Source organism: Micromonospora rhizosphaerae, assembly GCF_900091465.1.
GTDB lineage: Bacteria > Actinomycetota > Actinomycetes > Mycobacteriales > Micromonosporaceae > Micromonospora > Micromonospora rhizosphaerae.
The window spans coordinates 773,481-797,924 of sequence record NZ_FMHV01000002.1; the positions used below are offsets into that span (position 1 = coordinate 773,481).

A 24,444-nucleotide genomic window follows, 5' to 3' on the forward strand; every position below is an offset into this window, starting at 1 on the left:
TCAGACAAATCGCCCGACTGCTCGAAGGGGCCATCGTTCACCTCCACCTCAGGCCGGCTGGCTGAGGCCGGCGTGATCTCAGCAGGCGTCCGTGCCCGCGGGCGAGGTCGTTCCCCGGCCGGAGAGATCACTGGCGGCGGCGGGCTAACGTCGGGCCATGACTGGAGAGCAGCCGGCGCTCGCGTTGCGCGGCCTGGTCAAGCGGTTCGACACCAAGGTGGCCGTCGCCGGGGTCGACCTGGACGTGCCGGCCGGCTCGTTCTACGGGCTGCTCGGCCCGAACGGGGCCGGCAAGACCACCACCCTGTCGATGGCCGTCGGCCTGCTTCGGCCCGACGCCGGCCAGGCCCGGGTGCTCGGGTACGACGTCTGGACCGACCCGGTCTGGGCCAAGGGTTTGCTCGGCGTGATGCCGGACGGCGTACGCCTCTTCGACCGGCTCAGCGGGGCGGAACTGCTGGCGTACCACGGTCTGCTGCGCGGCATGGACCCGGCGGTGGTCGACCAGCGGGCGGCGGAACTGCTCGACGTGCTGGCGCTCACCGACGCCGGCCGGACCCTGGTGGTGGACTACTCGGCCGGCATGAAGAAGAAGATCGGGCTGGCCTGCGCGCTGCTGCACGGCCCGCGGCTGCTGGTGCTGGACGAGCCGTTCGAGGCGGTCGACCCGGTCTCGGCGGCGCTGATCCGCGACATCCTGCACCGGTACGTCGTGGGCGGCGGCACGGTGGTCTTCTCCAGCCACGTGATGGAGGTGGTCGAGCGGCTCTGCTCGCACGTGGCGATCCTGGCCGACGGGATGATCAAGCGGGTCGGCACGCTCGACCAGGTGCGCGGCGCCCGTTCCCTGGAGGAGGTCTTCGTCGAGGTGGTCGGCGGGCGGACCGCGACGGGCGAGGAGCTGTCGTGGCTGTCGCGGTGAGCGCTCCCGCCGGGTCGACCCGGCGGGTCTCCGCCCGGCATTTTGTCCGCCTGAAGCTGCGGGTGCTGGGCAACAACTTCCGCGGCCAGGGCTGGCGGATCGCGCTCTTCGTGGTCGGCGTGGTGGTCGGGCTCTGGTTCGCCTCCGGCGGCTTCCTGGTGCTGGCCGCGCCCGGCTTCGCCGGCGAGCCCCGGTACGCCCTGCTGACCGCCGCCTTCGGCGGTGGCCTGCTGGTGCTGGGCTGGCTGCTGCTGCCGCTGGTCTTCTTCGGGGTGGACGAGACCCTCGACCCGGCCCGGTTCGCGCTGCTCCCGCTGCCGCGCCGCACCCTGGTCACCGGTCTGTACGCGGCCGCACTGGTCAGCGTGCCCGTGCTGGCCACGCTGGTGGCCGTGTCCGGGCTGGTGGTGACCGCCGGCGCGCTGGGCGGCTGGCCGGCCGCCCTGGTCGCGGTCGTCGGGGTGGTCGCCGGGCTGCTGCTCTGCGTGGCGACAAGCCGGGCCGTCACCAGCGCCTTCGCCACCATCCTGCGCTCCCGGCGGGTACGCGACCTCGCCGCCGTGCTGTTGGCGGCGGTCGCCGCCCTGCTCGGGCCGCTGCAGATCATGGTGATGGCGGCGGCGCGGCAGGCCGACTGGGACCGGCTGACCGGGGTGGCCCGGGTGGTGGGCTGGACCCCGTTCGGCGCGCCGTGGACCGTCGGCATCGACGTGGCCGAGGGGCGGGCCTCGGCAGCCCCCGTCAAGCTGCTGATCACCGCGCTGACGATCGGCGTGCTGCTGCTCTGGTGGTCGAGGTCGCTGGAGTCTGCGATGGTCGGGGCGGTCAGCGCCGGGCCGGCCCGGGGTGGGCGGGGCACGGTGGGCGGGGCGGTCGTCCAACTCTTCCCCCGCATGGTCGGCTGGATCCCTCGGGACCGGTTCGGCGCGCTGGTGGCGCGCGAGTGCCGCTACTGGTGGCGGGACGCCCGGCGCCGGGCCAACCTGATCACCATCGCGGTGGTCGGCATCTTCGTGCCGGTGATGGTCAACCTGGGCGGCTCCCGGCTCGCCGTCGACGGCGGGCAGGCGTTCGGCGACGCCGGGGCGAACTCCTCGCCGGTGCTGGTCAGCCTCTCGATGCTCTTCGTCGGGGTGCTCGCCTCGATGACCCTGGCCAACCAGTTCGGCTTCGACGGCAGCGCGTACGCGGCCAACCTGGTCGCCGGCGTGCCCGGGCGGGTGGAGCTGCGGGCCCGGATGACCGCGTTCTCGATCTACGTGGTGCCGCTGCTGGGCGCGGTCGCGGTCATCCTTGCCACGCTGCTGGGGCACCCCGGCTGGCTGGGCGTGATGGCCGGCGCGCTGTTCGCCGCGTACGGCAGCGGGCTGGCGATCAACGCCTTCGGCTCGGTGCTCGGCGCGTACGCGCTGCCGGAGACGAGCAACCCGTTCGCGATGAACACCGGCACCGGGGTGGCCAAGAGTTTCCTCGCCCTGCTGTCCATGGTCGCCTCGGCGGCCGCGGCGGTGCCGATGGTGGTGGCCGCGGCGCTGCTCGGCGACCTCTGGCTCTGGCTGGCCCTCCCGATCGGCCTGGCGTACGGGCTCGGCGCGGCGCTGCTCGGCTCGTACCTGGCCGGCGACGTGCTGGACCGCCGCCAGCCCGAGCTGCTCGCGGCGGTCACGCCCCGCCGCTGACCGCCGACGGCACCGTCAGCTCGCCCCACCGGCCTTGGCGAGCGTGCGGAAGGACCGCCGGTCCCGACCCCACCGAACGCCGCGCCGGTCCCGACTCGGGCGAGCGGCCGCCCCGCCGCGTGTCCCACCCGAGCCACAGGCGCCTCTGAGATCGATATGCCTGTCAGGCATTTTTATGACTCAGAGGCATATCGCTCTCCGTCACACGTGCCCGCCCACGCCGACCGCTTCCTCGGCTGGGCCCGGCCCGGGACGGCACAATGTTTCACGTGAATCATGAGCCGGGCGCCGAGATCCACCACACCGACCCGTTCGCGGTGCCGGCCGGGCAGCGCTCGCCGGCGCGTCGGCTGCGGGGGCGGCTCGCGGCGCACGTCACGCTCTGGACCGCGCCGGGGCCCGAGGGGCTGACCGTCTCGTCCACCCTGATCGCCGAGGGTGAGCCGGACCGGCTGCTCGGGCTGATCGACCCCGAGTCGGACCTGTGGGCGGCGATCGAGGAGGCCGGGCGGTTCGCGGTGGCGCCGCTGGGCCCGCCCCACCGGCAACTGGCCGACCGGTTCGCCGGGCTCTTCCCATCGCCCGGCGGGCTGTTCGCCACCGGCTCGTGGACCGACACCCCGTACGGCCCGGTGCCGACCGACGGCGGCGGGTGGGCCGGCTGCCGGCTCGACGCCGCCCGGGAGTACGGCTGGGGCCTGCTGGTCGAGGCCACCATTGAGGCGATCGACCTGGCCGAGGAGACGGCCCCGCTGCTGCACTACCGGGGCCGCTACCGCGAACTGACCTGACGGAGGGGTCAGTAGCCCAGCTCGTCCGACGGCCGGGCGGCTGGCGGACCGACCGTTCAGCGGAGTGACGCGGGTCACTCGGCGCAGGGGACGAGCCGTTCGGCGCAGGTGTCGACCGTCCCCGATCCGGACCTTCCCGGGCGGGGAGCGCGCTTTCTACCGTGCGCGAAACTCCCCACGCCTGTGAAGGTGGTGATCCACAGATGTCCACGGACACACCCGCGTCCGCGTCGGCCACCCCGGCGTCCGAGCGGTACCTCGCCGTACAACGGTCGGACGAGTTTGCCGGGTTGCGGCGCGCGCTGCGCGGCTTCGTGTTCCCGATGACCGTCGCGTTCTTCCTGTGGTACGCGCTCTACGTCATCCTCTCCGCGTACGCTCGGGGCTTCATGGGCACGAAGCTCTTCGGCAACATCAACGTCGCGCTCGTCTTCGGCCTGCTCCAGTTCGTCTCGACGTTCCTGATCGCCTGGTTCTACTCCCGGTTCGCCGACCGGAAGATCGACCCGGTCGCCGACCGGATCCGCGCCGAGATCGGGGAGGTGACCCATGAACACGGTCCTCGCGGCTGAGGCGGGCGACACCACCGCCCGGAACCTCACCATCACGCTGTTCCTGATCTTCGTTGCGATCACCCTGGCCATCACCGTGTGGGCCAGCCGGCAGACCAAGACCGCCACCGACTTCTACGCCGGCGGGCGCTCCTTCTCCGGCTTCCAGAACGGCATGGCGATCGGCGGCGACTACATGTCGGCCGCGTCCTTCCTCGGCATCGCGGGCATCATCGCCCTCTACGGCTACGACGGCTTCCTCTACTCGATCGGCTTCCTGGTCGCCTGGCTGGTGGCGTTGCTGCTGGTCGCGGAACTGCTGCGCAACTCCGGCCGCTACACGATGGCCGACGTGCTGGCGTTCCGGATGCGCCAGCGCCCGGTGCGGACGGCGGCCGCGGTCTCCACCATCACCGTGTCGATCTTCTACCTGCTGGCCCAGATGGTCGGCGCGGGCGCGCTGGTCGCGCTGCTGCTCGGCATCAAGCCGGGCACCACCTTCCTCGGCATGAACGCCGACACCGCCAAGGTCGCCACGATCATCCTGGTCGGCGCCCTGATGATCATCTACGTCACCGTGGGCGGCATGAAGGGCACCACGTACGTCCAGATCGTCAAGGCCTTCCTGCTGATGAGCGGCGCGATCGTGATGACCCTGCTGGTGCTGGCGCACTACAAGTTCAACCTCTCCACGCTGCTCGGCGACGCGGCGGCGGCATCGGGCAAGGGAGACAACTTCCTCAAGCCCGGGCTTCGGTACGGCGTGGAAGCGCCGGGCGACGCGCTGAAGACCTTCTACAGCAAGATGGACCTGCTCTCGCTCGGCATCGCCCTGGTGCTCGGCACGGCCGGTCTGCCGCACATCCTGATCCGCTTCTACACCGTCCCGACGGCGAAGGCGGCCCGCAAGAGCGTGCTCTGGGCGATCGGCATCATCGGTACGTTCTACCTGCTCACCCTGGCGCTCGGCTTCGGCGCGGCGGCAATGGTGGGCGGCACGGCGATCACCGCTCAGGACAAGGCAGGGAACACCGCGGCGCCGCAACTGGCCGAGGCGCTGGGCATCAAGTTCCTCGGCGGCGATCTGGGCGGGGCTGCCCTGCTGGCGATCATCGCGGCGGTGGCCTTCGCCACCATCCTGGCGGTGGTCGCCGGGCTGACCCTGGCGTCCTCGTCCAGCCTGGCGCACGACTTCTACGCCAACGTGATCAAGGGCGGGCAGGCGTCCGAGCGGCAGGAGGTGAACGTCGCCCGGATCTCGGCCCTGGTGATCGGCGCGATCTCGATCGTGCTGTCGATCTACGCGCAGAGCCTTAACGTGGCCTTCCTGGTGGCCCTGGCCTTCGCGGTGGCCGCCTCGGGCAACCTGCCGGCGATCCTCTACAGCCTGTTCTGGAAGCGGTTCAACACCTCGGGCGCGGTCTGGGCGATCTACGGAGGCCTGCTGGCCGCCGTGGTGCTGGTCTTCTTCTCCCCGGTGGTCTCCGGGGCACCGACGGCCATGTTCCCGAAGCACGACTGGCACTGGTTCCCGCTGTCCAACCCAGGCATCATCTCCATCCCGTTCGGCTTCCTCTGCGGCTGGATCGGCACGCTGATCTCGAAGGAGCACGACGAGGAGAAGTACGCCGAGCTGGAGGTGCGGGCGCTCACCGGCGCGGGCGCACACTGAGACTCGACGCGACGAGGGGCCCCGCCACCTGGCGGGGCCCCTCCGCTATGCCGCACCGCGGGCAAAAGGCACGCTGAGTAGGCTGACCGGCATGAAGGTAACTCCTCGCTTCGGACCCGGACACCGAATCCTCGTCACCGGCGGCGCCGGCTTCGTGCCCTCGCACCTGGTCGACCGGCTCATCGACCGTGGCTGCACGGTCGTGGTGCTGGACAACTTCGTCACGGGTTCGAAGGACAACATCGCCCACCTGCTGGAGAAGCCGACCTTCACGCTGGTCGAGGCGGACATCTCCGAGGGGCTGCCGACCCACCACCCGGCCATGGCCGAGCGGTTCGACGCCATCCTGCACATGGCCTCCCCGGCCAGCCCCACCGACTTCGAGAAGCTGCCGGTGGAGATCCTGCGGGTCGGCTCGGTGGCCACCCTGCACCTGCTCGAGCGCGCGACCGCCGACGGCGCCCGGTTCCTGATGGCCTCCACCTCCGAGGCGTACGGGGACCCGAAGGAGCACCCGCAGCGCGAGACGTACTGGGGCAACGTCAACCCGATCGGCGTGCGCAGCGTCTACGACGAGGCGAAGCGCTTCTCCGAGGCGGCCACCATGGCGTACCACCGCAGCCGCGGCACGGACACCGCCATCGTCCGGATCTTCAACACGTACGGCCCCCGGATGCGGCCGGACGACGGCCGGGCCATCCCCACCTTCATCTCGCAGGCGCTGCGCGGCGAGCCGATCACCGTGCACGGCACCGGCAACCAGACCCGCTCGATCTGCTACGTGGACGACCTGGTGCGCGGCATCCTGCTGCTGCTCGACTCCACCGAGACGGGCCCGATCAACTGCGGCACCGAGCACGAGATGTCCATGCGGCAACTCGCCGAGCTGATCGTGTCACTCTCCGGAAGCAAGTCCGAGGTGAGCTACGTCACCCGTGGCGCGGACGACCCCGAGATGCGTCGCCCTGACCTCACCCTCGCCCGCGGACTGCTGGGATACGAGCCGACCGTGGCGCCCGAAGACGGCCTGCGACGCACGATCGAGTACTTCCGCGAGCGGCTAGGGTACTGACTCCGGCTGGGCGGAGGCCGGTACCCGCGCCAGCCTGAGGACTTAACTGGCCCGAGCCACCTAACCTCGGTTACATGTCAGCGACCACGTCTGCCGACCTTCCCCTCCCGTACCTGCATCGGAGCGCGGGTCGCGCCCAGGTCCCCCGTCCCGACCGGGGTTCCGCCGGGCGCGGCCGCGCCACCGAGGCCCAGTGGTACCCGTCGTACGAGGAGCAGCCGCGTTCCGGCGGGCCCGGCGGCCCCGGTGGGCCCTCCGGCCCGGGCGGACCGGGCGGCGGTGGCGGCGGGCCGGGCCGGCGCGGCCCGCGACCGCGCTGGGGCCGGATCGGCCTGGTGGCCGGCGTGGCGGTGCTGGTGCTCGCGCTGCTCGGCGCGGGCGGTGCCTGGTTCTACGCCCGCAACCTCAACGACGACCTGGCCCGGACCGACCCGTTCTCGGAGATCACTGCGGGCCGGCCGACCAAGACGGTCGACGGTGCGCTGAACATCCTGCTGGTCGGCAGCGACTCCCGGGACCCGGACGCGCCGGTGGAGACCGCCGGCAAGTGGCGGGCGGACACGGTGATCGTGATGCACGTCCCGGCCGACCACAAGCACGCCTACCTGGTCTCCATCCCGCGCGACCTCTACGTGCCGATCCCGGAGAGCGCCGGCGCGGCCTGCGACTCCGGCCAGCGCGCGAAGATCAATGCAGCCTTCGCGTTCGGCGGCCTGCCGCTCGCGGTGCGGACCGTGGAGTGCTTCACCGACGTCCGGATCGACCACGTCATGGCGATCGACTTCGCCGGGTTCAAGCAGGTCACCGACGCCCTGGGCGGGGTGGACCTGAAGGTCGAGCGGACCATCACCTCGATCCACAAGCCCTACCGGACGTTCACCGAGGGCGTGAACCACATGGACGGCGCGGAGGCGCTGGACTGGATCCGGCAGCGCAAGCAGTTCCCCGAGGGCGACTTCGCCCGGATGCGGCACCAGCAGGAGTTCCTCCGGGCGCTGCTGGACAAGGCCGCCAGCACCGGCACGCTGACCAACCCGAAGAAGCTGAACGACTTCCTCCGGGCCACGACCGACGCGGTCACCGTCGACCAGGGATTCTCGCTGGTCGACATGGCGATGCAGTTCCGCAGCCTGCGCGGTGCGGACCTGACCTTCCTCACCAGCCCCAACCTCGGCAGCGACATGATCAACGGCGAGTCGGTGGTGGTCTCCGACCGGGAGAAGGCGCTGGCGATGTACCAGGCGATGTCGGCGGACACGATGGCCGACTGGGTGAAGGCCAACCAGCAGACCGACGGGGCGCAGAGCGGCGGCTGACCCCCCGGCCGGCGGTTGACTCCCTCTCCTGGGCCGGCCAACCCGCCGACCGGATGCAATGAAATAGCCGTTCGGGCAAATGCCATGCCCACGCTTGCCGGGAGAAGCCCGAATAGCGGGTGACGAGGTCGCCAGAACCAGAACGGATACGTAGAGTGGTCCCGCCCCCGATCACGGAGCTGGAGCACGCATGCCGGTTCAGACCAGCGGTCGCCCTCAGTCACAGGATCACGCACCAAGCCGGTCCTCGCCGGCCATTCCGTCGCAGCCGGGTAGCGGCGGCGGCACGCGCGGTGCCGCGAAGAAGCGGAGCCGTCGCAAGGACCCGCTCTGGGCCCGACTCACGTTGATCTTCGGCGCGGTGCTGATGATGACCAGTGGCCTCGCCATCGTCGGCAGCAAGGCGGTGATCGGCCAGGCCACCGGCAGCATCGACCAGGGCAACCTGCTCGGCGAGGCGGGCAAGACCGACGCCGAGGGCGGCAACAGCCTGGACGGCCCGATCGACATGCTGCTGCTCGGCGTCGACGCCCGGGAGCGCTGGGCCGCCGACGACGTCCGCTCGGACAGCATCATCATCCTGCACATCCCGGCGACTCACGATCAGGCGTACCTGATCTCGATCCCCCGGGACACCGAGGCGCAGATCCCGCCCTTCAAGAAGAGCGGCTACCGGGGCGGCACCGACAAGATCAACGCAGCGTTCCAGGCGGGCGCCCGCAACGGCGGCGGCTGGGAGGGCGGCGCCCAGCTGATGGCCAAGACCATCAAGAACATGACCGGGATCAGCTTCGACGGCGCGGCGATCATCAACTTCGGCGGTTTCAAGAACGTCATCGACGCCCTCGGCACCGTCCGGATCTGCGTCAGCCACGAGGTCAAGTCGCACCACATGTCCATGGTCGACGGCAAGCCGATGTGGAACGCGGAGGCCAAGAAGACCGGCAAGCCGTACACCCCGGTGGTGCACAAGAAGGGCTGCCGGGAGATGGAGGGCTGGGAGGCCCTCGACTACTCCCGCCAGCGGTACGGCCTGCCGAAGGGCGACTACGACCGCCAGCAGAACCAGCAGCAGCTGATCAAGGCGATGGCCAGGAAGGCGACCCAGGACGGCACGCTGACCAACCCGATCAAGCTCAACCGGCTGATCAAGGCGGCCGGCAAGGCCTTCATCCTGGACACCGGCGGCGTGCCGATCGAGGACTTCATCTTCACGATGAAGGGCGTCACCGGCAACGACCTGACCATGCTGCGCACCAACGGCGGCACCTTCAACTCGAACGGCAGCGGCAAGGAAGCCCTCAACCCGCTGACCATGGAGATGTTCACGGCGGTCAAGGACGACAAGCTCGCCGAGTTCGTCTTCGCGAACCCGAGCGTCCTCTCCACCCGGAAATGATCCGGTGACCCGGCGGTAGCTGCGGTGAAGCGGGCCGCCGCCGGGTCACCGACCCGTAGCCTGACGTGAGCGGGTCTCACGTCACGGCTGCGGGAGGGGTGTCACGTCCAGGCCAGCACGGACCGGGCGCGGGCGGGCGGGACGAGCCGCCCGCTGGCCCCGGCTCCTGCTCGGCGGCGGTCTGACCCTGGTCCTGCTCGCCACGCTCGCCGTAGGCGGGTTGCACTGGCTGACCGATCGCTACGACCGCACGGTGGCCAAGGAGCAACTGCTCGACCCGGCCGCCCGGCAGAAGCGGACCGACCTCTCCGGCGCGCTCAACTACCTGCTGGTCGGCTCCGACCGCCGCCCGGGGGCCACGGGCGAGGACCAGCGCTCGGACACCATCCTGATCGTGCACGTGCCGGCCGGCATGCGGCAGGCGTACCTGATTTCGATCCCGCGCGATCTCCTGGTCGCCATCCCGCCCGCGCCCGGGTACGGCGGCGGCTCGGACAAGATCAATGCGGCGTACGAGCACGGCGGGGGCGGCCAGGCCGGCGCCCGTCTGCTCTCCGCCGCCCTGACCCGGCTCACCGGCATCCGCTTCGACGGCTCCGCCCTGGTCGACTTCTCCGGCTTCAAGCGGGTCATCGACCTGCTCGGTGGGATTCGGATGTGCGTTGACACCCAGGTCCGCTCGATCCACACCAAGACCCTCTTCACCCCCGGCTGCCACCAGATGGACGGCGCGCGGGCGCTGGACTACGTCCGCCAGCGCTACGACCTGCCCGGCGGCGACTACGACCGGCAACGGCACCAGCAGCAGATGCTCCAAGCCGTGCTGAACAAGGCCGGCGAGACGCGCCTGCGCAGTGATCCGGTGAGGCTGGACCAGGTGCTCCGGGCGGTGGGCGGCTCGCTGACCGTGGACACCAACGGCGTACCCCTGGAGGACCTGCTCTTCGCGTTCCGGTCGCTGCCCGCGGACGCGCTGCGCGGGGTGCAGGTTCCGTCGTACCCGCAGACCATCGACGAGGTCTCCTACGTGGTGCTCGACAACGACGGCAACGGCCTCTTCGACGCGATCCGCGGCACCCGGCTGCCGGCGTGGGCCGGTGCCAATCCCCGCTGGGTCACCCGGCTGTAGTCGACGGGTGCGGCTAGGCTTGGTAGCCGTGTTCGGACCCCAGGTTCCCAGCGTGCCCGCGTCGGCCGTCGCCGACGACACCTACCTGCTCGACGTCCGGGAGGACGACGAGTGGCAGGCCGGCCACGCGCCGGCCGCCCACCACCTGCCGATGATGGAGCTGCCCGGCCGGCTGGCCGAGGTGCCGAACGACCGGGAGGTGGCGGTGATCTGCCGCTCCGGTGGTCGCTCCGCGCAGGTGGTCGCCTATCTGATGCGCAACGGCTGGGACCAGGTGCGCAACGTCGAGGGCGGGATGGGCGACTGGGCCGCCGCCGGCCGGCCGGTGGTCACCGCCGACGGGCAGCCGGGCCGGGTCCTCTAGGAAACGACCGGCATGGGCCACCCCCTGGTCTTCGCGCACCGCGGCTCCTCGTACGACCTGCCCGAGCACACTCTCGCCGCCTATCTGCGCGCCCTCGACGAGGGCGCCGACGGGCTGGAGTGCGACGTCCGGCTGACCCGGGACGGGCACCTGGTCTGCGTGCACGACCGCCGGCTGGACCGGACGAGCAACGGCCACGGACTGGTCAGCGCGCGCACCCTTGCCGAGCTGGAGACGCTCGACTTCGGCTCCTGGCACCCGGGCGCGGTGCCGGCCGAGGGGGACGAGCTGCTCGACTCGTCGCACACCCAGCTGCTCACCCTGGAGCGACTGCTCGACGCCGTGCTGGCCGCCGGTCGGCCGGTCCGGCTGCTGGTGGAGACGAAGCACCCCTCCCGGTACGGCCGGGACGTGGAACGCCGCCTGGTCGCCCTGCTGCGCCGGTACGGGCTGGCCGACCCCAGACCGGACGACCCGGTACAGGTCACCGTGATGTCCTTCTCCCCGCTCGCCGTACGCCGGATCCGCGACCTCGCCCCCGGCCTGCCCACGGTGCTGCTGCTGGAGGTGCTGCCGCGCTGGCTGCGGCTCGGCCGGCTGCCCTTCGGCACCCGGATCGCCGGGCCGGGGATCGCGCTGGTCCGGGCCCGGCCGCAGCTCATCCCCGCGCTGCACGCCGCCGGCAACCAGGTCTACGTCTGGACGGTCAACGAGCCGGACGACCTGGAACTGGTCCTCGACGCCGGGGTGGACGGCGTGATCACCGACCGGCCGGCCCGGACGCTGGCCCGGCTGGGCCGCTGAACGTGGGCGAGGAGCCCCGGCCCGTCGGACGGCCCCCGCGAGCCAACGGCCCGGTCCGGTCCTCCCGGCGGCCGGTCCGCGCCGACCGGCCGGGGGTGCCCGCGCACCGGTTGCCGCGGCACACTCGGGACATGCCGGAAGGTACCGACTACGCCGCCCTCATCGCCGGCCATGACCGCGTGATCAAAATGATCAACGCGGGCGAGTCCGGCCTGCCCGTCCTCACCCAGCTGCTCCGGCTGGTCCAGCCGGCGATCGGGGCGGCCAGCCTGGCGTGGGTGGAATTCGCCCCCACCGGGGGCCGGGTGATCGCGGCGACCGGCGCCGCAGAGGGGACGGTCGGCCGCCCGCTGCCGGCCGCCGACCCGGCCACCGTCTGCCTCCTCTCCGGCCCACCGCTGCGCGGGGTGCGGGTGGACCGGATCCCCGGCACCCTCGCCGACGAGCTGGCCCGCCGGGGCCTGCGGCGCATGATCGTGGCCCGCGCCGAGATCGGCGGCCTGACCGTGGGCAGCCTGCACGCGCTCTATCCGGACGGCGACCCGGACGACACCTCCCAGCACGCCGTCCTCGGCTACGTCGCCTCCTGCATCGCCCACATGTACGGCGACCAGACCGGACTGCCGGTGCACGGTGACGGCCCGGTGGTGGCGGCGCTCGCCGATGGGCTGGCCGTGGTGGACCGGGAGCACCACGTCCGGCTCTGGAACCCGGCCGCCGCCCAGGTGACCGGCCGCCCCGCCGGGGAGGCGCTCAACCGCCCGCTCCCGTTCCCGCTGCCTCCCCCCGGGCAGGTGCTCGACCACCGGCTGCCCGACGGCCGCTGGCTGCGGCTCACCTCCGGGGAACTGCCCGGCCCTGGCGCGCTGCGGGTGGTCACCTTCCGGGACATCACCGACCAGCAGCGGCGCGACCACGAGCGGGATCTCTTCGTCGCGGTGACCAGCCACGAGCTGCGTACCCCGGTCACCGTGATCAAGGGGTACGCGGACACCCTCACCGATCACTGGGAGTCGCTGAGCGACGACGACCGGCGCCAGGCCGCCCGGATCATCGGCCAGCGCGCCAACGAGCTGGCCCGGCTCGTCGACCGGCTGCTCACCGCGGCCACCGAGGACCGGCCCGGCGGCGAGCCGGCCGCCCCGTTCGACCTCGCCGAAGCGCTCCGGGTCGCGGTGGGCGACCTGCCGGCGGACGTACGGCACCGGATCGTCCTCGACCTGCCGGCCGACCTGCCCAAGGCGCTCGGGGACCGGCACAGCCTGGCCACAGTGCTGACCGAGCTGAGCACCAACGCCGGGAAGTACTCGCTGCCCGGCACTCCGATCGAGGTGAGCGCGACCGCGAAGGAGGGGATGGTCTCCTTCCGGGTCGCCGACCGGGGCATCGGCATCCGGCCGGAGCACGTGGAACGGGCGTTCGACCGGTTCTGGCAGGGTGAGTCCGGCGACCGGCGGCGCTACCCGGGGGCCGGGCTCGGGCTCTATCTCGTCCGCCAGATCGTTGAACAGCAGAATGGATGGGTATCCCTCCGACCGAGGGTCGGTGGCGGTACCGTCGCAGAGGTGCGGCTGCCGCGGGGGTGACCCGGGTGCCGACGGGGCTGCGGGGGCGAGAAGGGACGACGGTGTCGACGGGTTCGGCGGAGCGTTCGTGGTGCGTGGTGGTGCCCCACCACGGCACCGGTGCGCGCCTGGCCCGGCACCGGCTCGCCCACGAGCTGGCCGGCCTCGTACCCCCGACCCTGCTGGCGGATCTGGTCGCCGTCCTCGCCGAGCTGGTCGGCAACGCCGTCCGGCACGCCGACCCGCTGCCCGGCGGGGTGGTCCGGGTGGCCTGGCGGCTGCGACCGATGCCCGAGGGTCAGCGCGTCCAGATCCGGGTCACCGACGGCGGTTCCGCCTCGGGCCCGCTGATGCGGGCGGCCAGCCCGGACGCGATCGACGGGCGGGGGTTGCACATCGTCTCGGGCCTGGCCAGCCGCTGGGGGGTCGAGCGGGACGGCCTCGGGCAGAGCGTCTGGGCCGAGTTCGACCCGGTCGCCGCGACCCGGCCGGACCTGGTCGCGGCGGGCTGAGCGGGGCCCGGGGGCGGGTCCTCACCACCCCGCTCCGGCGCGGCCTCTAGGCTGTCTCGCCGTGAGCAAGCGTCGAAAGAGCCAGCGGGCCGCCGAAGCCACCCCCAAGCGGGAGAAGGTGCGCGACGTCTTCGTGCCCCGCCCGTTCGAGGGGCTGACCGACGAGCCGGAGTGGATCGCCCTGCGCGAGCTGGTCCCCGCCGCCTCCGCGCCACTGCGACTGGCTCGCGAACTGGTCGAGGAGTACGGCGACCGGCCGGTCACCCTGGCCACCGTGCTGCCGACGGCCGCCCCGGCGATGACCAAGCCGGACGGGCGGATCTTCATCGGCCTCCAGCGGCACCAGCAGTCCGGCGACGTCTCCCGGGACCTGGCCGAGGCGCTGCTCTGCGCGCTGCGTACCGAGCCGGGCGGCCAGGTGACGGTCCCGCCGCTGCCGGGCCCGGGCCCCCGTCTCCAGGACATCCTGGTCGACGGCCCGCTGGAGATCACCATGCACGACGGTTTCGAGTTCTGGCTCGACCCGGGCGCCGCCGACGACCCGACCGTGCAGGCCTCCCTGGAGCGGGCCAACGCGGCGGTCTACCCGACCGTGCGGCTGGCTGCCGCCAGGGCAGCGTACTGGTGCCAGGTGCCGGAGAAGGCACACGTGCGCTGGGTGCTGCCGGACGACGAGGATGCGGCGCTCGACGCGCTGTCCCGGCTCAGCGTGGCCGGCACGCTGACTCTCGGGGAGAACACCCGCTTCGCCGGCATGTTCCGCGCGCACGGCCGGCTGGTGCCGGTCTGGGACCTGCCGGAGGAGACCCCGGCGACCGAGTGGGAGGCGCCGGTCGCGGCGTTCGCCGGGCGCTACGCCGAGGCGCTGGAGGAGAAGGAGCCGCTGGACGCTGCGGGCCGGCGGGCCCGGCACGGCCTGGTAGGCCGCCAGCTCACCCTCCGCTGACCGGGCCCGCTCCGGTCCCGGCGTCAGAGCTGTACGGGTCGCAGCGGCTCGCGGACCAGCGGGCAGGACATGCAGCGCGGTCCGCCCCGGCCGGAGCCCAGCTCGGAACCGGCGATCGGGATCACCTCGATCCCGGCCCGTTCCAGCTGGGCGTTGGTCTCCACGTTGCGCTCGTAGCCGACGCAGAGCCGCGGGGCGACGGCCAGGGTGTTGTTGCCGTCGTCCCACTGCTCCCGCTCGGCGGTCACCGGGTCGAGGCCGGTGTCGATCACCCGTAGCCGGTCCAGGTCCATCGCGTCGGCGGCGGCCCGCAGGAACGGCGCCGGCCCGTCCACCCGCAGTTCGTCCCCGTCCGCCCCGGCGATGACGGTGTACGCGGACAGCGTGCTGGCGACGTTCGGATACATCAGCACGGCGTCGACGTCGACCATCGTGCAGACGGTGTCCAGGTGCATGGTGGCCCGCTCCTGAGCGATCGGCACCACCAGGATGGTGTGCGCCAGACCGGCGGCGAAGACCTGCCGGGCGAGCCGTTCCGCCCCGGCCGGGGTGGTCCGCTCGCCCACCCCGACGGCGAGCACGCCCGGGGCGAGCAGCAGCACGTCGCCGCCCTCCAGATGCTCCATCTCCGAGTGGTAGAGGAAGTCGGTGCCGACGAAGCGCGGGTGGTACCGGTAGATCGCGTCGGTCAGCGACGTCTCCCGGCGCCGGGCCGGCATGGCCAGGCTGGTCACCCCGACCCGGTCCCCGATCCAGACCGAGGAGTCGCGGGTGAAGAGCAGGTTGGGCAGCGGGTCGATGACGAAGTCGTGCCGGTCCATCAGTGTCCAGACCAGACCGCCCGGCCGGTCCGGGCCGATCCGCAGCTCCTCGTGGGCCAGCCCGGCGATGAACACGTCGGCGAGGGCGGCCGGGTCGAGGTAGGCGAGGTGGTCGGCGATCCGGCGGCGGAGGGTGTCGCCGAGCCGCGGTGACCGCAGCACCAGCTCGGTGAGCTCGGCCCGGGCGTCGGCGACGGCGAGCGTCTCGGCCAGCAGGGTGGCCAGGTAGACCACCTCGACGCCGCGGGCCCGCAGGGCGGCGGCGAAGGCGTCGTGCTCCTCCTGCGCCCGCCCCACCCACGGGATGGCGTCGAAGAGCAAGGAGTCGTTGTTGCGTGGGGTGAGCCGGGCGAGTTCCGGCCCGGGGCGGTGCAGCAGCACGGTGCGGAGCCGAGCGACCTCGCTGTCCACGTAGTGGGTCACCTTCGCAGCGTAGGGCAGCCTTCCGTACGATCCGGGAAAAGAAGAGTGGATGAATATGGCATTCATCCGGACTCATTCCGACGCTCCGACTTGCCCAACCCCCGGGTCCGCAACGTAGGGTAGTGCAGACATAACTTCGAGAGACCTTTTGCCGGAGGTCGCGATGACTGTCTACCCCGCTCGTGGAGCCGCACCCACCCGGGCACTGCCGCACGTCGCGGTGCCGCACCCCCGGGTCGAGTCGACCCCGGTGCTCGAGCCGGCCCGACCTACTCCGCTGGAGTGGGCCCGTCGCCGTCGGGCCGAGCGGGGCGCCCGCCGGCTCGAGGCGGCCGGGGCCCGCGCCCTCGGCCAGCTCGACCACCTCGGTCCGGCCTGGCACGTCATCGAGTGGCCCCGGACTGACGTCTCGGACGTCCTGCTGGACCACGGCCAGGACGAACGCGCCGGCTTCCTCGCCATCGGACCGAGCGGCCTCTTCGCGGTCACCATCGCCGACCACGGCCGGGCCCGGGTGCTCGTCGCCGGCGACGTCGTGCAGATCAACGGCAAGCGTCCGCCCTATGTGGCCGACGCCCGCCGGGACGCGAAGCGGGCGGGCAAGGCGCTTTCCGACGCGGTCGGGCTCCCGATCCCGGTGGCCCCGGTGCTGACCTTCGTCGGCTCCGGGGACATCAGCGTCTACGGCCTGCCGAAGGACTGCCTCATGGCCACCCACCGGGAGCTCGACCGCCTGCTCGTGGCGGGGGGCAACCGGATCAGCCCGGCCACCGCCGAGAAGCTGTCCCGGGTCGCGCAGCACCCGAGCACCTGGCTCAACGGCACGTACCGTCCAGCGGCCGACTACCGGTGGTACGACGAGGGCCGAACGGCCGCTGACAAGCGGACCGCCCGCCGGTAACGTCACCGGCGACGCCACGCGGTCCGGGGATCCCGCCTCGGCAGGCCCGTCGGTTCGCGCCGTCGCCGGCCGCCCGCCGCACCGGCACCTGTCCCACGGCACGACCGGTGCGCCGGGCTCTCGAACCGGCGTCGGCGGCCGGTGGATCCAACGCGGTCGAGCGGTCGCTCCGATGACCGGCTAGCGTGGACAGACCGTCGGTGTACATAGGAGGCGCGGTGGCCCACGTCGAGCTTTCCCTCTCGGAAGTGTTCGTGCCCGGGCCGCAACCACCGGCGGAGCAGGAGTCCGACAACTTCGGGCAGTGGTCGACCGCCGTCTCGCACGCCGCCGAGCCCTGCCTGCTGATCGACGCCGAGACCAACGTGGTGGCCATCTCGTCGTCCGGGTGCGAGTTGCTCTGCCTCGGCGCGCCTGAGGACGTGGTCGGGCGGCCGCTGATGGAGGGCGGGCTGCGCCTGGTCGACTTCACGGCCAACCAGAGCGAGTTGACCGAGCAGGAGACCGACAAGATCCCGCCGCTGCTCGCCCTGCACTCCGAGCGGCTCGCCCGCGGGCTGCTCCGGGTCCAGGGGCCCGGCAGCGAGGGGCTGGGCACGACGGTTGACGCGATCTCCACGCCGGTGCTCACCGACGGCTCGGTCGCCGGCTCGCTCACGTTCTTCTCCGCGGTCTGACCTGCGGCGGGTGGCGTTCGCCGCAGGCCGATCCGCGGGAGACCCTCGCCGAGGCGGTGCGGCGACCGACCGGCGACGACCGCGCTGACGCGAGCGGGCCACCGCGCCCACGGGGCACCTTCACCCCGCCCGGCGATCCTCCTACGATGGGTTCGGCCACCCCGGCCGCAACGATGTTCGCCGATGCAAGGATCGGACCCGTGCCGCCCACCGCACCGCGCCCCGCCGCCCTCCGGCGGCTGACCGTTCCGGTCGCGCTGCTCGCCGTGCTGCCCCTGGCCGGCTGCGGCACCCCGCCCGAGCTGCGGCAACCGGCCCAGGGCGCCGCCGCGCCGACCGCCACCGGTGCACCCACGCCGTCGGCGCCGACCGCCGCGCCCACCACCCCGGCCGCCCGCACGGTCACCCCCACCGCCTCCGACCTGGTCGCCGTCCCGTGCCGGTCCGGCCCGTCCGGCGACCGGGTGGTGTCGCTGCTGCGCGGCTCCGCCCGGGTGCTCCCCCGGGACGTACGGGTCCGGGTCCGGATCGGGCCGCTCTGCGCCGGCGACTGGCAGTACACCGTCCTCGCGGTGACCGGGCACGAGGAGCTCCAGGCGGTCACCCGGGGCCGGCCGACCGCCCTGGAGCTGGTCACCGCCGGCACCGACGTGTGCGGGGTGGAGGTGCGGGCCCTCGCGCCGCCCGGCATCCGGACCTTGGCCTGCGACGGCGCCCCAGGTGCGTAGGCTGGTCGCCATGCCGGGAACACCGCCGACCCGCTTCGTCTACCTCGGGCCCGAGGGCACCTTCGCCGAGCAGGCGCTGCGCACCATCCCCGCCGCCGAGCGGGGCAGCCGTACGCCGGCCCGCAGCGTCGGTGAGGCGCTGGACAGCGTACGGGCCGGGGACGCGGATGCGGCGCTGGTGCCGCTGGAGAACTCCATCGGCGGCGCGGTCGGGGTGACCCTCGACGAACTGGCCGAGGGCCAGCCGCTGGTGATCACCCGCGAGGTGATCCTGCCGGTGGACTTCGTGCTGGCCGCCCGGCCGGGGACGGCGCTCGCCTCCGTCCGCAGCGTGGCGGCCCATCCGCAGGCGTCCACCCAGTGCCGGGGCTGGCTCCGCGACCACCTGCCCGACGCCACCGTGATCGACGTGCTCTCCAACGGCGCCGCCGCGGCGGGCGCGGCCGCCGGCGAGTACGACGCGGCGATCTGCGCCCCGATCGGGGCGGCCCGGCACCGGCTGACGGTGCTCGCCGACAAGATCGCTGACCATCCGGACGCGGTGACCCGGTTCGTGCTGGTGTCCCGCCCGGGCCCGCCGCCGCCCCCGACCGGGGACGATGTCACCTCGCTGGCGGTCTACATCGCCCACGATCGGGTGGGCGCCCTGCTCTCCGTGCTGATGGAGCTGGCCGTCCGGGGGGTCAACCTGACCCGGATCGAGTCCCGGCCGACCGGTGAGGCGCTCGGCCGGTACGTCTTCTTCCTCGACTGCACCGGCCACGTCGCCGACGTCCGGCTCGGCGAGGCGTTGCAGGGGCTGCGCCGGGTCTGTGCCGACGTGCGCTTCCTCGGGTCGTACCCTCGGCACCGCTGGAGCCCGGCGGCGGCCGAACGGCCGGTCCCCGCTCCGGCGGGCCTCTCCGACGTCGACTACGCCGACGCCGCCGCCTGGCTGGCCCGCCTGCGCGCCGGCGAGCTGAGCTGACGCCTGGCCGGCCCGGCCGCCGCCCGCCGGCGAGCTGAGCTGACGGTCCGCGGGACGCCCTCGGCGGGCGTCCCGCGGACCGGATGATCAGCTCAGCAGCCCGCCGAGCAGACCGCCCTGCTGCTGCTGGACACCGCTGCCCTGCACCGGGGGCTCCTCGGAGGGCTGCACCACCACGAAGCCCTGACCGGCGAAGCTCATCGTGAAGGCCTCACCGGTGCTGCGGCCGAGCAGCGTGCCCAGGCCGAGCTGCTCCGCGCGGTGGTAGCCGGTCTGCAGGCTGGCCGACCAGCAGACCGCGGCCTGCGGGTCGACGTAGGTGGGCTGGTCGACGTTGAGCACCACCGGGGTGCCCTTGGTGGTGATCGCGATCCGACCCTGGCCGGTGAAGACGCAGTTGAACAGGCCGGACGAGGAAGCCATCCCCATGCCGCTGACCATCTTGATGTCGTACTGGAGGGTGGAGTCGAAGGCGAGCACGCTGGAGCCGTTGATGGAGAGGGCGTCGCCCGGCTCCAGGTCGATGATGTGCACGTCCTTGGCCAGCTCGGCCAGGAACACGTCGCCGCGACCCGTCAGCTTCATCAGCGGTACGCCCTCGCCGGTGAGGCGCTGCTTGATGAACTTGCCGATCCCGCCGGAGCCGAGCGCCTGGAACTGCACCTGCCCCTGGTACGCGACCATGGACCCGACCCGGGCCATCGCCTCGCCGTTGAGCTCGATCTTCAGCATCTTGGAGTTCTGCAGCCGCATGCCGGGCTGGGCGGACTCCTTCTCCAGGTTCTCCGCGGAGAACAGCGCGCTGCGCATGGGTTTCCTCCTGCTCGGGGTGTGCCTGTCCCGGAGGCTAGGTGACCGGCGCAAGCGCCGGCACCGGTCGAGCGGGGCTGAGCGGTGGGCCCGGTCAGCCCCAGCCGAGGGCGTGCAGCCGCTCGTCGTCGATGCCGAAGTGGTGGGCGATCTCGTGCACCACGGTCACCGCCACCTCGTCGATGACGTCCTCGTCCGTGTCGCAGATGCGCAGGATCGGGTTCCGGTAGATGAGGATGCGGTCCGGGAGGACGCCGGAGTAGTCCCAGCCCCGCTCGGTGAGCGCATGCCCCTCGTAGATGCCGAGCAGGTCCTCGCCCGGGGGTGGGTCGTCCTCGACCAGGATCACCACGTTGTTCATCAGCCCGAGCAGCTCCTCGGGCACCTCGTCGAGGGCCTCGCCGACCAGCTCCTCGAAGCGCTCACGGCTCATCTCCACCGGCACGCCGCCCATTCTCCCCGACGCCCGCCCACCCCCCAAGATCCGCGCAGATTCCCGGAAAGAGGGCCCATCCGCCGTCCGATGGGGCCTCTTTCCGGGAAAGCGTCGGCGCGGCCCGGGGGCCTTGGCTCGGGGCCGGGGGCCGGGTGGGGTCAGGAGGCGAGGCGGGCGCTCAGGGTGATCTGCGCGCCCGGGGAGAGCAGCCGCGAGATCGGGCAGTTCTCCTTGGCGATCTCGGCCAGCTTGGTGAACTGGGCCTCGTCCAGGCCCGGCACCTGGCCGACGGTCTCCAGGTCGATTCGGGTCACGGTCGGTCCCGCGTCGGTCTTGTCGAAGTGCACCTTCGCGGTGGTCTCCACCGAGGCGTCGGTCGCACCGGCGTCGGCGAGCTGCTTGGAGAGGGCCATCGAGAAGCAACCGGCGTGCGCGGCGCCGACGAGCTCCTCCGGGTTCGTCCCCTCGCCCTCCTCGAAGCGCGACTTGTAGGAGTAGTTCCCCTGCAGGCCGCCCTTGCCGGTGCGCATGGTCCCGGAACCCTCGGTGAGGTTGCCCTGCCAACGTGCGGAAGCGGTACGGATAGGCATGCTCCCGACGCTAGTCGAAACCGGGCGGGGCCGCACCGAGCGGCGCGGAACGGGCGGGTGTCGGGGCCGGTCGGCCGGGCCGCGCCGGACTTGCGGTAGCTGTCGCCGCCTGCCGCCTGTGTCATGATTCGGCTCAGGCCCGCGCACGCGGAAGGGTGGCCGATGTCCCAGGATCTCCCCATCCCCCGGCAGGACGACCGGTCCGACGGCACGACCGTCGTCGAGTGGGGCGACGCCGAACCGCCGTCCCCCGGCCGCGTCGGGCGTTCCCTGGCCGGCCTGGGCCGGGACCACCGGCTGCCGCTGGTGCTCGCCGGGCTGGGCGCGGTGGCCGCGGTGGCCTCGCTGCTCGGCGAGTGGCTGGTGATGACGGTGCCGAACGGCGGCCCGGCCGGGAACACGACGATTCGGGTTCCGGGCGGGGTGGCCGACGTGGGCGGCTTCGGGGTGGTCTACCTGGTGGGCCTGCTCGGCCTGGCCGGCGCGGTGGCGCTCGCGCTGCGCGGTACCGCCGCCGTCCGGCCCAACGCCCGGGTGGCCGGTCTGGGCCTCGTGGCGGCGATGCTGGCCGTGCTGGCCGCGGCCGCGTTCTCCCTGGACGACTCGGGTCAGCGGGGGCTCTTCTACCCCTCCGAGGACGGGTTCCAGGTCGACCACGGGCGCGGTCTGGTAGCCGCCTTCCTCGCCACCGTCCTGCTCGCGGCGGCGCTGCACCTGTCCGGCCGGGTCTCGGCGGTGCGGTCGGGCCGGACCGCGGCCGAGCCGGCGGACGGCACCGAGCCGGAGGACGGCACGGAGCCGGAGGACGGCACGGAGCCGCCGGGCTGGCGCCGCCGTCGGGAGCGGTCCCGGACCGACGACCTACCCGCCGCGCCGGCCGACCTCACGGTCCAGCCCGCCGCGCCGTTCGCCCACCCCGAGCCACCGGTCTGAACGGCCGGCCGCGCCGCCCGCGAGTCAACCAGTCACCGGACGGTCGCCGTGGGTTGGTGCCCGATTCGCCGGGAAGCCATGGTTGCGGGCTGATCCGCGAGGTACGGTTGCTGCCCGCCGTTCGTGGCCGAGGCATCGACGACCAGGACGGCCGGCGCGACGGCGGCGGGCGAAGGAGGAACGATGACCCGCCCGGGGCTGCCCAAGCTGATCGCCACCGATCTCGACGGGACGCTCGTCCGCAGCGACGACACCGTCTCCGCGTACACCCATGAGGTGCTGGACCGGGTGCGGGCCGCCGGGATCCCGGTGGTCGGGGCGACCGGTCGCGGCCCCCGCCTCACCGAGCTGACCCGCAACGACATCCGCGCCGCCGACTTCCTCGTGATGGCCGGGGGCGGCCGGGTGGTCGACCAGAGCGACCCGGCCGGCCCGGTGGTGCTGCGCGACGAGCGCCTCCCGGGCGAGGTGCTCGCCCGGCTCCTCGCCGACCTGGAGGCCGCGGTGGGCCCGCTGACCGTGATGGTCGAGGCGTCCGACGAGCACGACGCCCCGCTCTGGGGCGACTACCACCCGAGCTGGCCCTACCCGGACCGGTTCGAGGCCCGCACCCGGGCCGAGTGCCTCTCCGGCGACGTGATCAAGGCCTTCGCCCGGACCGCCGACCACCACGTGGACGAGCTGCTGGCCACCGCCCGCCGGATCGTCCCGCCGGAGGTGGCCACGCTCACCCAGGCCGGGCTCGGCTTCATCGAGATCTGCCCGCCCGGGGTGGACAAGGCCACCGGGCTCAGCGTGGTAGCGCAGACCCTCGGGGTCGATCCCGCGGAGGTGCTGGTCTTCGGCGACATGCCCAACGACCTGCCGATGTTCGACTGGGCCGGCTGGGCGCGGGTGGCGGTCTCCAACGCCCACCCGGAGGTGCGCGCCGCGGCCGACGAGGTGACCCTGCGCAACGACGACGACGGCGTCGCCGTCTACCTGGACCGGCTACTCTCCCGGTGATGGGAGAGACACCTCGGCTGGTCGCGAGCGACATCGACGGCACCCTGCTCCGGGACGACCGGACGCTGAGCCCGCACACCGCGGCGGTGCTGGCCCGGATCGCCGCGGCGGGCACGCCGGTCGTGCTGGTCACCGGCCGTCCCATCCGCTGGCTCCAGCTCGTGTACGACCAGCTCGCCGAGCCGCTCCCGGCGATCTGCGCCAACGGCGCGGTGGTGTACGACCCGGTGGCCGACGAGGTGCTGCGGGCCGACCCGCTGGCCCCGGAGCTGCTGGCGGAGGTGGCCCGGCGGCTGCGGGCCGCGGTGCCCGGGGTGAGCTTCGCGGTGGAGATCGTGGACAGCCGGCAGATGCGGCACGAGGCGGACTACCCGCTGCGCTGGGACGCCGACACCGACGCCATCCGGGCGGTCGAGTCGCCCGAGGAGCTGCTCTCCGCGCCGGCGGTCAAGCTGCTGGCCCGGGCCGGCGAGCAGGACCCGGACGTGTTCGTGCGGGTGGTGGCCGGGGCGCTGCAGGGGCTGGCCGAGGCGACCCACTCGTCGTACACCGGGCTGGTGGAGATCTCCGCCGCCGGGGTGACCAAGGCGGCCGGCCTGGCCTGGTACTGCGCCCGGCTCGGCATCGACGAGCGGGACGTGCTGGCCTTCGGCGACATGCCCAACGACCTGCCGATGCTGACCTGGGCCGGCCGGGCGGTGGCGGTCGCCAACGCGCACCCCGCCGTCCTGGAGATCGCCGACGAGGTGACTGCGGCGAACTCCGAGGACGGCGTGGCGGCGTACCTGGAGAAGGTCTTCGGGGTGGGCTGAGGTCAGAGGTACTGGCCGGGGGCGTGGCCCTCGCTCGGCGGCGGCATGCCGGGCATCCCCGGCACCACTCCGCCAGGGCCGCTGGGCAGGGCCTGCCGGCCGGACCGCATCTGCTCCAGCTGCACCCGGGCGGCCATCTGCTGGGCGACCAGCGCGGCCTGGATGCCGTGGAACAGGCCCTCCAGCCAGCCGACCAGCTGAGCGTGGGCGATCCGCAGCTCAGCCTCGCTCGGCACCTGGTCCTCCGTGAAGGGCAGCGAGATCCGTTCCAGCTCCTCGCGCAGCTCGGGGGCGAGCCCCTCCTTCAGCTCGACGATCGACCGCTCGTGGATCTCGCGCATCCGGTGCCGGCTGGCGTCGTCGAGCGGCGCCGCCTTGACCTCCTCCAGCAGCTGCTTGATCATGCTGCCGATCCGCATCACCTTGGCCGGCTGCTCGACCAGGCGGGTCGGGTCCTCACCCTGCCCCTCCTCGGTCTGCACGGTGCCGACCGGTCGGCCGTCCGGGCCGATCACCACCACGGTGCCGGGGATCCCGTCCTGGCCCTGCTCGTCGTTCTGTCCAGCGGAGCGCGCTTCGGTCATGGGACCCATCTTTACCCAGGGCCCATCACCCACGC

At 72.8% G+C, this 24,444-nt stretch carries 25 protein-coding genes and 1 pseudogene; 21 read left to right on the forward strand and 5 right to left on the reverse strand.

The window, feature by feature from the left end; translation table 11 throughout:
• The first annotated feature begins 157 nt into the window (after window positions 1-157).
• From GA0070624_RS03755 to GA0070624_RS03820, 14 genes and pseudogenes are all read left to right on the forward strand, one after another.
• On the forward strand, window positions 158-922 hold the full coding sequence (locus tag GA0070624_RS03755) for an ABC transporter ATP-binding protein (protein ID WP_091336699.1): 765 nt from the start codon (window positions 158-160) through the stop codon (window positions 920-922).
• On the forward strand, window positions 907-2,601 hold the full coding sequence (locus tag GA0070624_RS03760) for an ABC transporter permease (RefSeq protein WP_091336701.1): 1,695 nt from the start codon (window positions 907-909) through the stop codon (window positions 2,599-2,601). The genes GA0070624_RS03755 and GA0070624_RS03760 overlap by 16 nt, the downstream gene beginning before the upstream one ends.
• A gap of 156 nt (window positions 2,602-2,757) precedes the next feature.
• Window positions 2,758-3,389, forward strand: a pseudogene (locus GA0070624_RS03765) (flavin reductase family protein); the annotation flags it as partial.
• A gap of 206 nt (window positions 3,390-3,595) precedes the next feature.
• Window positions 3,596-3,964: a DUF485 domain-containing protein gene (locus GA0070624_RS03770; protein ID WP_091336703.1), complete on the forward strand. Its 369-nt coding sequence runs from the start codon at window positions 3,596-3,598 to the stop codon at window positions 3,962-3,964.
• On the forward strand, window positions 3,942-5,615 hold the full coding sequence (locus tag GA0070624_RS03775; RefSeq protein ID WP_091336705.1) for a solute symporter family protein: 1,674 nt from the start codon (window positions 3,942-3,944) through the stop codon (window positions 5,613-5,615). Before GA0070624_RS03770 ends, GA0070624_RS03775 begins: the two co-directional genes overlap by 23 nt.
• A gap of 91 nt (window positions 5,616-5,706) precedes the next feature.
• On the forward strand, window positions 5,707-6,687 hold the full coding sequence (locus GA0070624_RS03780) for an NAD-dependent epimerase/dehydratase family protein (protein ID WP_091336707.1): 981 nt from the start codon (window positions 5,707-5,709) through the stop codon (window positions 6,685-6,687).
• A 74-nt stretch (window positions 6,688-6,761) separates the two neighbouring features.
• On the forward strand, window positions 6,762-8,003 hold the full coding sequence (locus GA0070624_RS03785) for an LCP family protein (RefSeq protein WP_091336709.1): 1,242 nt from the start codon (window positions 6,762-6,764) through the stop codon (window positions 8,001-8,003).
• 370 nt (window positions 8,004-8,373) lie between these two features.
• Complete coding sequence (locus GA0070624_RS03790; protein WP_483819065.1) at window positions 8,374-9,402, forward strand: LCP family protein; 1,029 nt, start codon at window positions 8,374-8,376, stop codon at window positions 9,400-9,402.
• Window positions 9,403-9,655: 253 nt separating this feature from the next.
• Window positions 9,656-10,531 (forward strand): LCP family protein, encoded by an 876-nt coding sequence (locus GA0070624_RS03795; protein WP_091348085.1) that lies wholly within the window; start codon window positions 9,656-9,658, stop codon window positions 10,529-10,531.
• 28 nt (window positions 10,532-10,559) lie between these two features.
• The gene (locus tag GA0070624_RS03800; RefSeq protein ID WP_091336713.1) at window positions 10,560-10,895 is read left to right on the forward strand and encodes a rhodanese-like domain-containing protein; all 336 of its coding nucleotides are present in this window, start codon (window positions 10,560-10,562) and stop codon (window positions 10,893-10,895) included.
• Window positions 10,896-10,907: 12 nt separating this feature from the next.
• Window positions 10,908-11,699 (forward strand): glycerophosphodiester phosphodiesterase, encoded by a 792-nt coding sequence (locus GA0070624_RS03805; protein WP_091336714.1) that lies wholly within the window; start codon window positions 10,908-10,910, stop codon window positions 11,697-11,699.
• Between the two features lie 131 nt (window positions 11,700-11,830).
• The gene (locus tag GA0070624_RS03810) at window positions 11,831-13,285 is read left to right on the forward strand and encodes an ATP-binding protein (RefSeq protein ID WP_091348088.1); all 1,455 of its coding nucleotides are present in this window, start codon (window positions 11,831-11,833) and stop codon (window positions 13,283-13,285) included.
• A 74-nt stretch (window positions 13,286-13,359) separates the two neighbouring features.
• Window positions 13,360-13,776: an ATP-binding protein gene (locus tag GA0070624_RS03815; protein WP_245719120.1), complete on the forward strand. Its 417-nt coding sequence runs from the start codon at window positions 13,360-13,362 to the stop codon at window positions 13,774-13,776.
• A gap of 61 nt (window positions 13,777-13,837) precedes the next feature.
• Window positions 13,838-14,722, forward strand: a complete 885-nt coding sequence (locus tag GA0070624_RS03820) for a DUF5926 family protein (RefSeq protein WP_091336719.1) — start codon at window positions 13,838-13,840, stop codon at window positions 14,720-14,722.
• A 23-nt stretch (window positions 14,723-14,745) separates the two neighbouring features.
• Here GA0070624_RS03820 and GA0070624_RS03825 read toward each other — a convergent pair whose 3' ends face one another.
• Window positions 14,746-15,966 (reverse strand): arginine deiminase, encoded by a 1,221-nt coding sequence (locus GA0070624_RS03825; RefSeq protein WP_091336721.1) that lies wholly within the window; start codon window positions 15,964-15,966, stop codon window positions 14,746-14,748.
• A gap of 163 nt (window positions 15,967-16,129) precedes the next feature.
• Between GA0070624_RS03825 and GA0070624_RS03830 the strand changes: the two genes are divergently transcribed.
• The 4 genes from GA0070624_RS03830 to pheA all read left to right on the forward strand — a co-directional run bounded on the left by GA0070624_RS03830 (window position 16,130) and on the right by pheA (window position 19,239).
• Window positions 16,130-16,867 (forward strand): hypothetical protein, encoded by a 738-nt coding sequence (locus tag GA0070624_RS03830; protein ID WP_091336723.1) that lies wholly within the window; start codon window positions 16,130-16,132, stop codon window positions 16,865-16,867.
• A gap of 218 nt (window positions 16,868-17,085) precedes the next feature.
• Entirely contained in the window at window positions 17,086-17,544 is a 459-nt protein-coding gene (locus tag GA0070624_RS03835; RefSeq protein ID WP_091336727.1) for a PAS domain-containing protein, read from the forward strand.
• A 173-nt stretch (window positions 17,545-17,717) separates the two neighbouring features.
• Window positions 17,718-18,272: a hypothetical protein gene (locus GA0070624_RS03840; protein WP_091348092.1), complete on the forward strand. Its 555-nt coding sequence runs from the start codon at window positions 17,718-17,720 to the stop codon at window positions 18,270-18,272.
• A gap of 10 nt (window positions 18,273-18,282) precedes the next feature.
• Complete coding sequence (pheA, locus tag GA0070624_RS03845) at window positions 18,283-19,239, forward strand: prephenate dehydratase (protein WP_091336729.1); 957 nt, start codon at window positions 18,283-18,285, stop codon at window positions 19,237-19,239.
• Window positions 19,240-19,326: 87 nt separating this feature from the next.
• Here the strand turns inward: pheA and GA0070624_RS03850 are convergent, their stop codons facing one another.
• From GA0070624_RS03850 to GA0070624_RS03860, 3 genes are all read right to left on the reverse strand, one after another.
• Window positions 19,327-20,049 (reverse strand): AIM24 family protein, encoded by a 723-nt coding sequence (locus GA0070624_RS03850; RefSeq protein ID WP_091336732.1) that lies wholly within the window; start codon window positions 20,047-20,049, stop codon window positions 19,327-19,329.
• 94 nt (window positions 20,050-20,143) lie between these two features.
• Complete coding sequence (locus tag GA0070624_RS03855) at window positions 20,144-20,488, reverse strand: metallopeptidase family protein (RefSeq protein ID WP_176731976.1); 345 nt, start codon at window positions 20,486-20,488, stop codon at window positions 20,144-20,146.
• 155 nt (window positions 20,489-20,643) lie between these two features.
• Complete coding sequence (locus tag GA0070624_RS03860) at window positions 20,644-21,075, reverse strand: OsmC family protein (protein WP_091336734.1); 432 nt, start codon at window positions 21,073-21,075, stop codon at window positions 20,644-20,646.
• A gap of 162 nt (window positions 21,076-21,237) precedes the next feature.
• Here GA0070624_RS03860 and GA0070624_RS03865 point away from each other — a divergent pair, with 162 nt between their 5' ends.
• The 3 genes from GA0070624_RS03865 (at window position 21,238) to GA0070624_RS03875 (ending at window position 23,825) form a co-directional block, all read left to right on the forward strand.
• Window positions 21,238-22,008 carry a hypothetical protein gene (locus tag GA0070624_RS03865; protein ID WP_091336736.1) on the forward strand — a complete coding sequence of 257 codons (771 nt, stop codon included), beginning with the start codon at window positions 21,238-21,240 and terminating at the stop codon, window positions 22,006-22,008.
• Between the two features lie 183 nt (window positions 22,009-22,191).
• On the forward strand, window positions 22,192-23,013 hold the full coding sequence (locus GA0070624_RS03870) for an HAD family hydrolase (protein WP_091336738.1): 822 nt from the start codon (window positions 22,192-22,194) through the stop codon (window positions 23,011-23,013).
• Window positions 23,013-23,825: an HAD family hydrolase gene (locus GA0070624_RS03875; RefSeq protein ID WP_091336740.1), complete on the forward strand. Its 813-nt coding sequence runs from the start codon at window positions 23,013-23,015 to the stop codon at window positions 23,823-23,825. The genes GA0070624_RS03870 and GA0070624_RS03875 overlap by 1 nt, the downstream gene beginning before the upstream one ends.
• Window positions 23,826-23,827: 2 nt before the next feature.
• On the opposite strand, the gene GA0070624_RS03880 is transcribed toward GA0070624_RS03875, so the two are convergent.
• Window positions 23,828-24,418, reverse strand: coding sequence for a bacterial proteasome activator family protein (locus GA0070624_RS03880; protein WP_091336742.1), 591 nt, complete (start codon window positions 24,416-24,418; stop codon window positions 23,828-23,830).
• Window positions 24,419-24,444 lie beyond the last annotated feature (26 nt).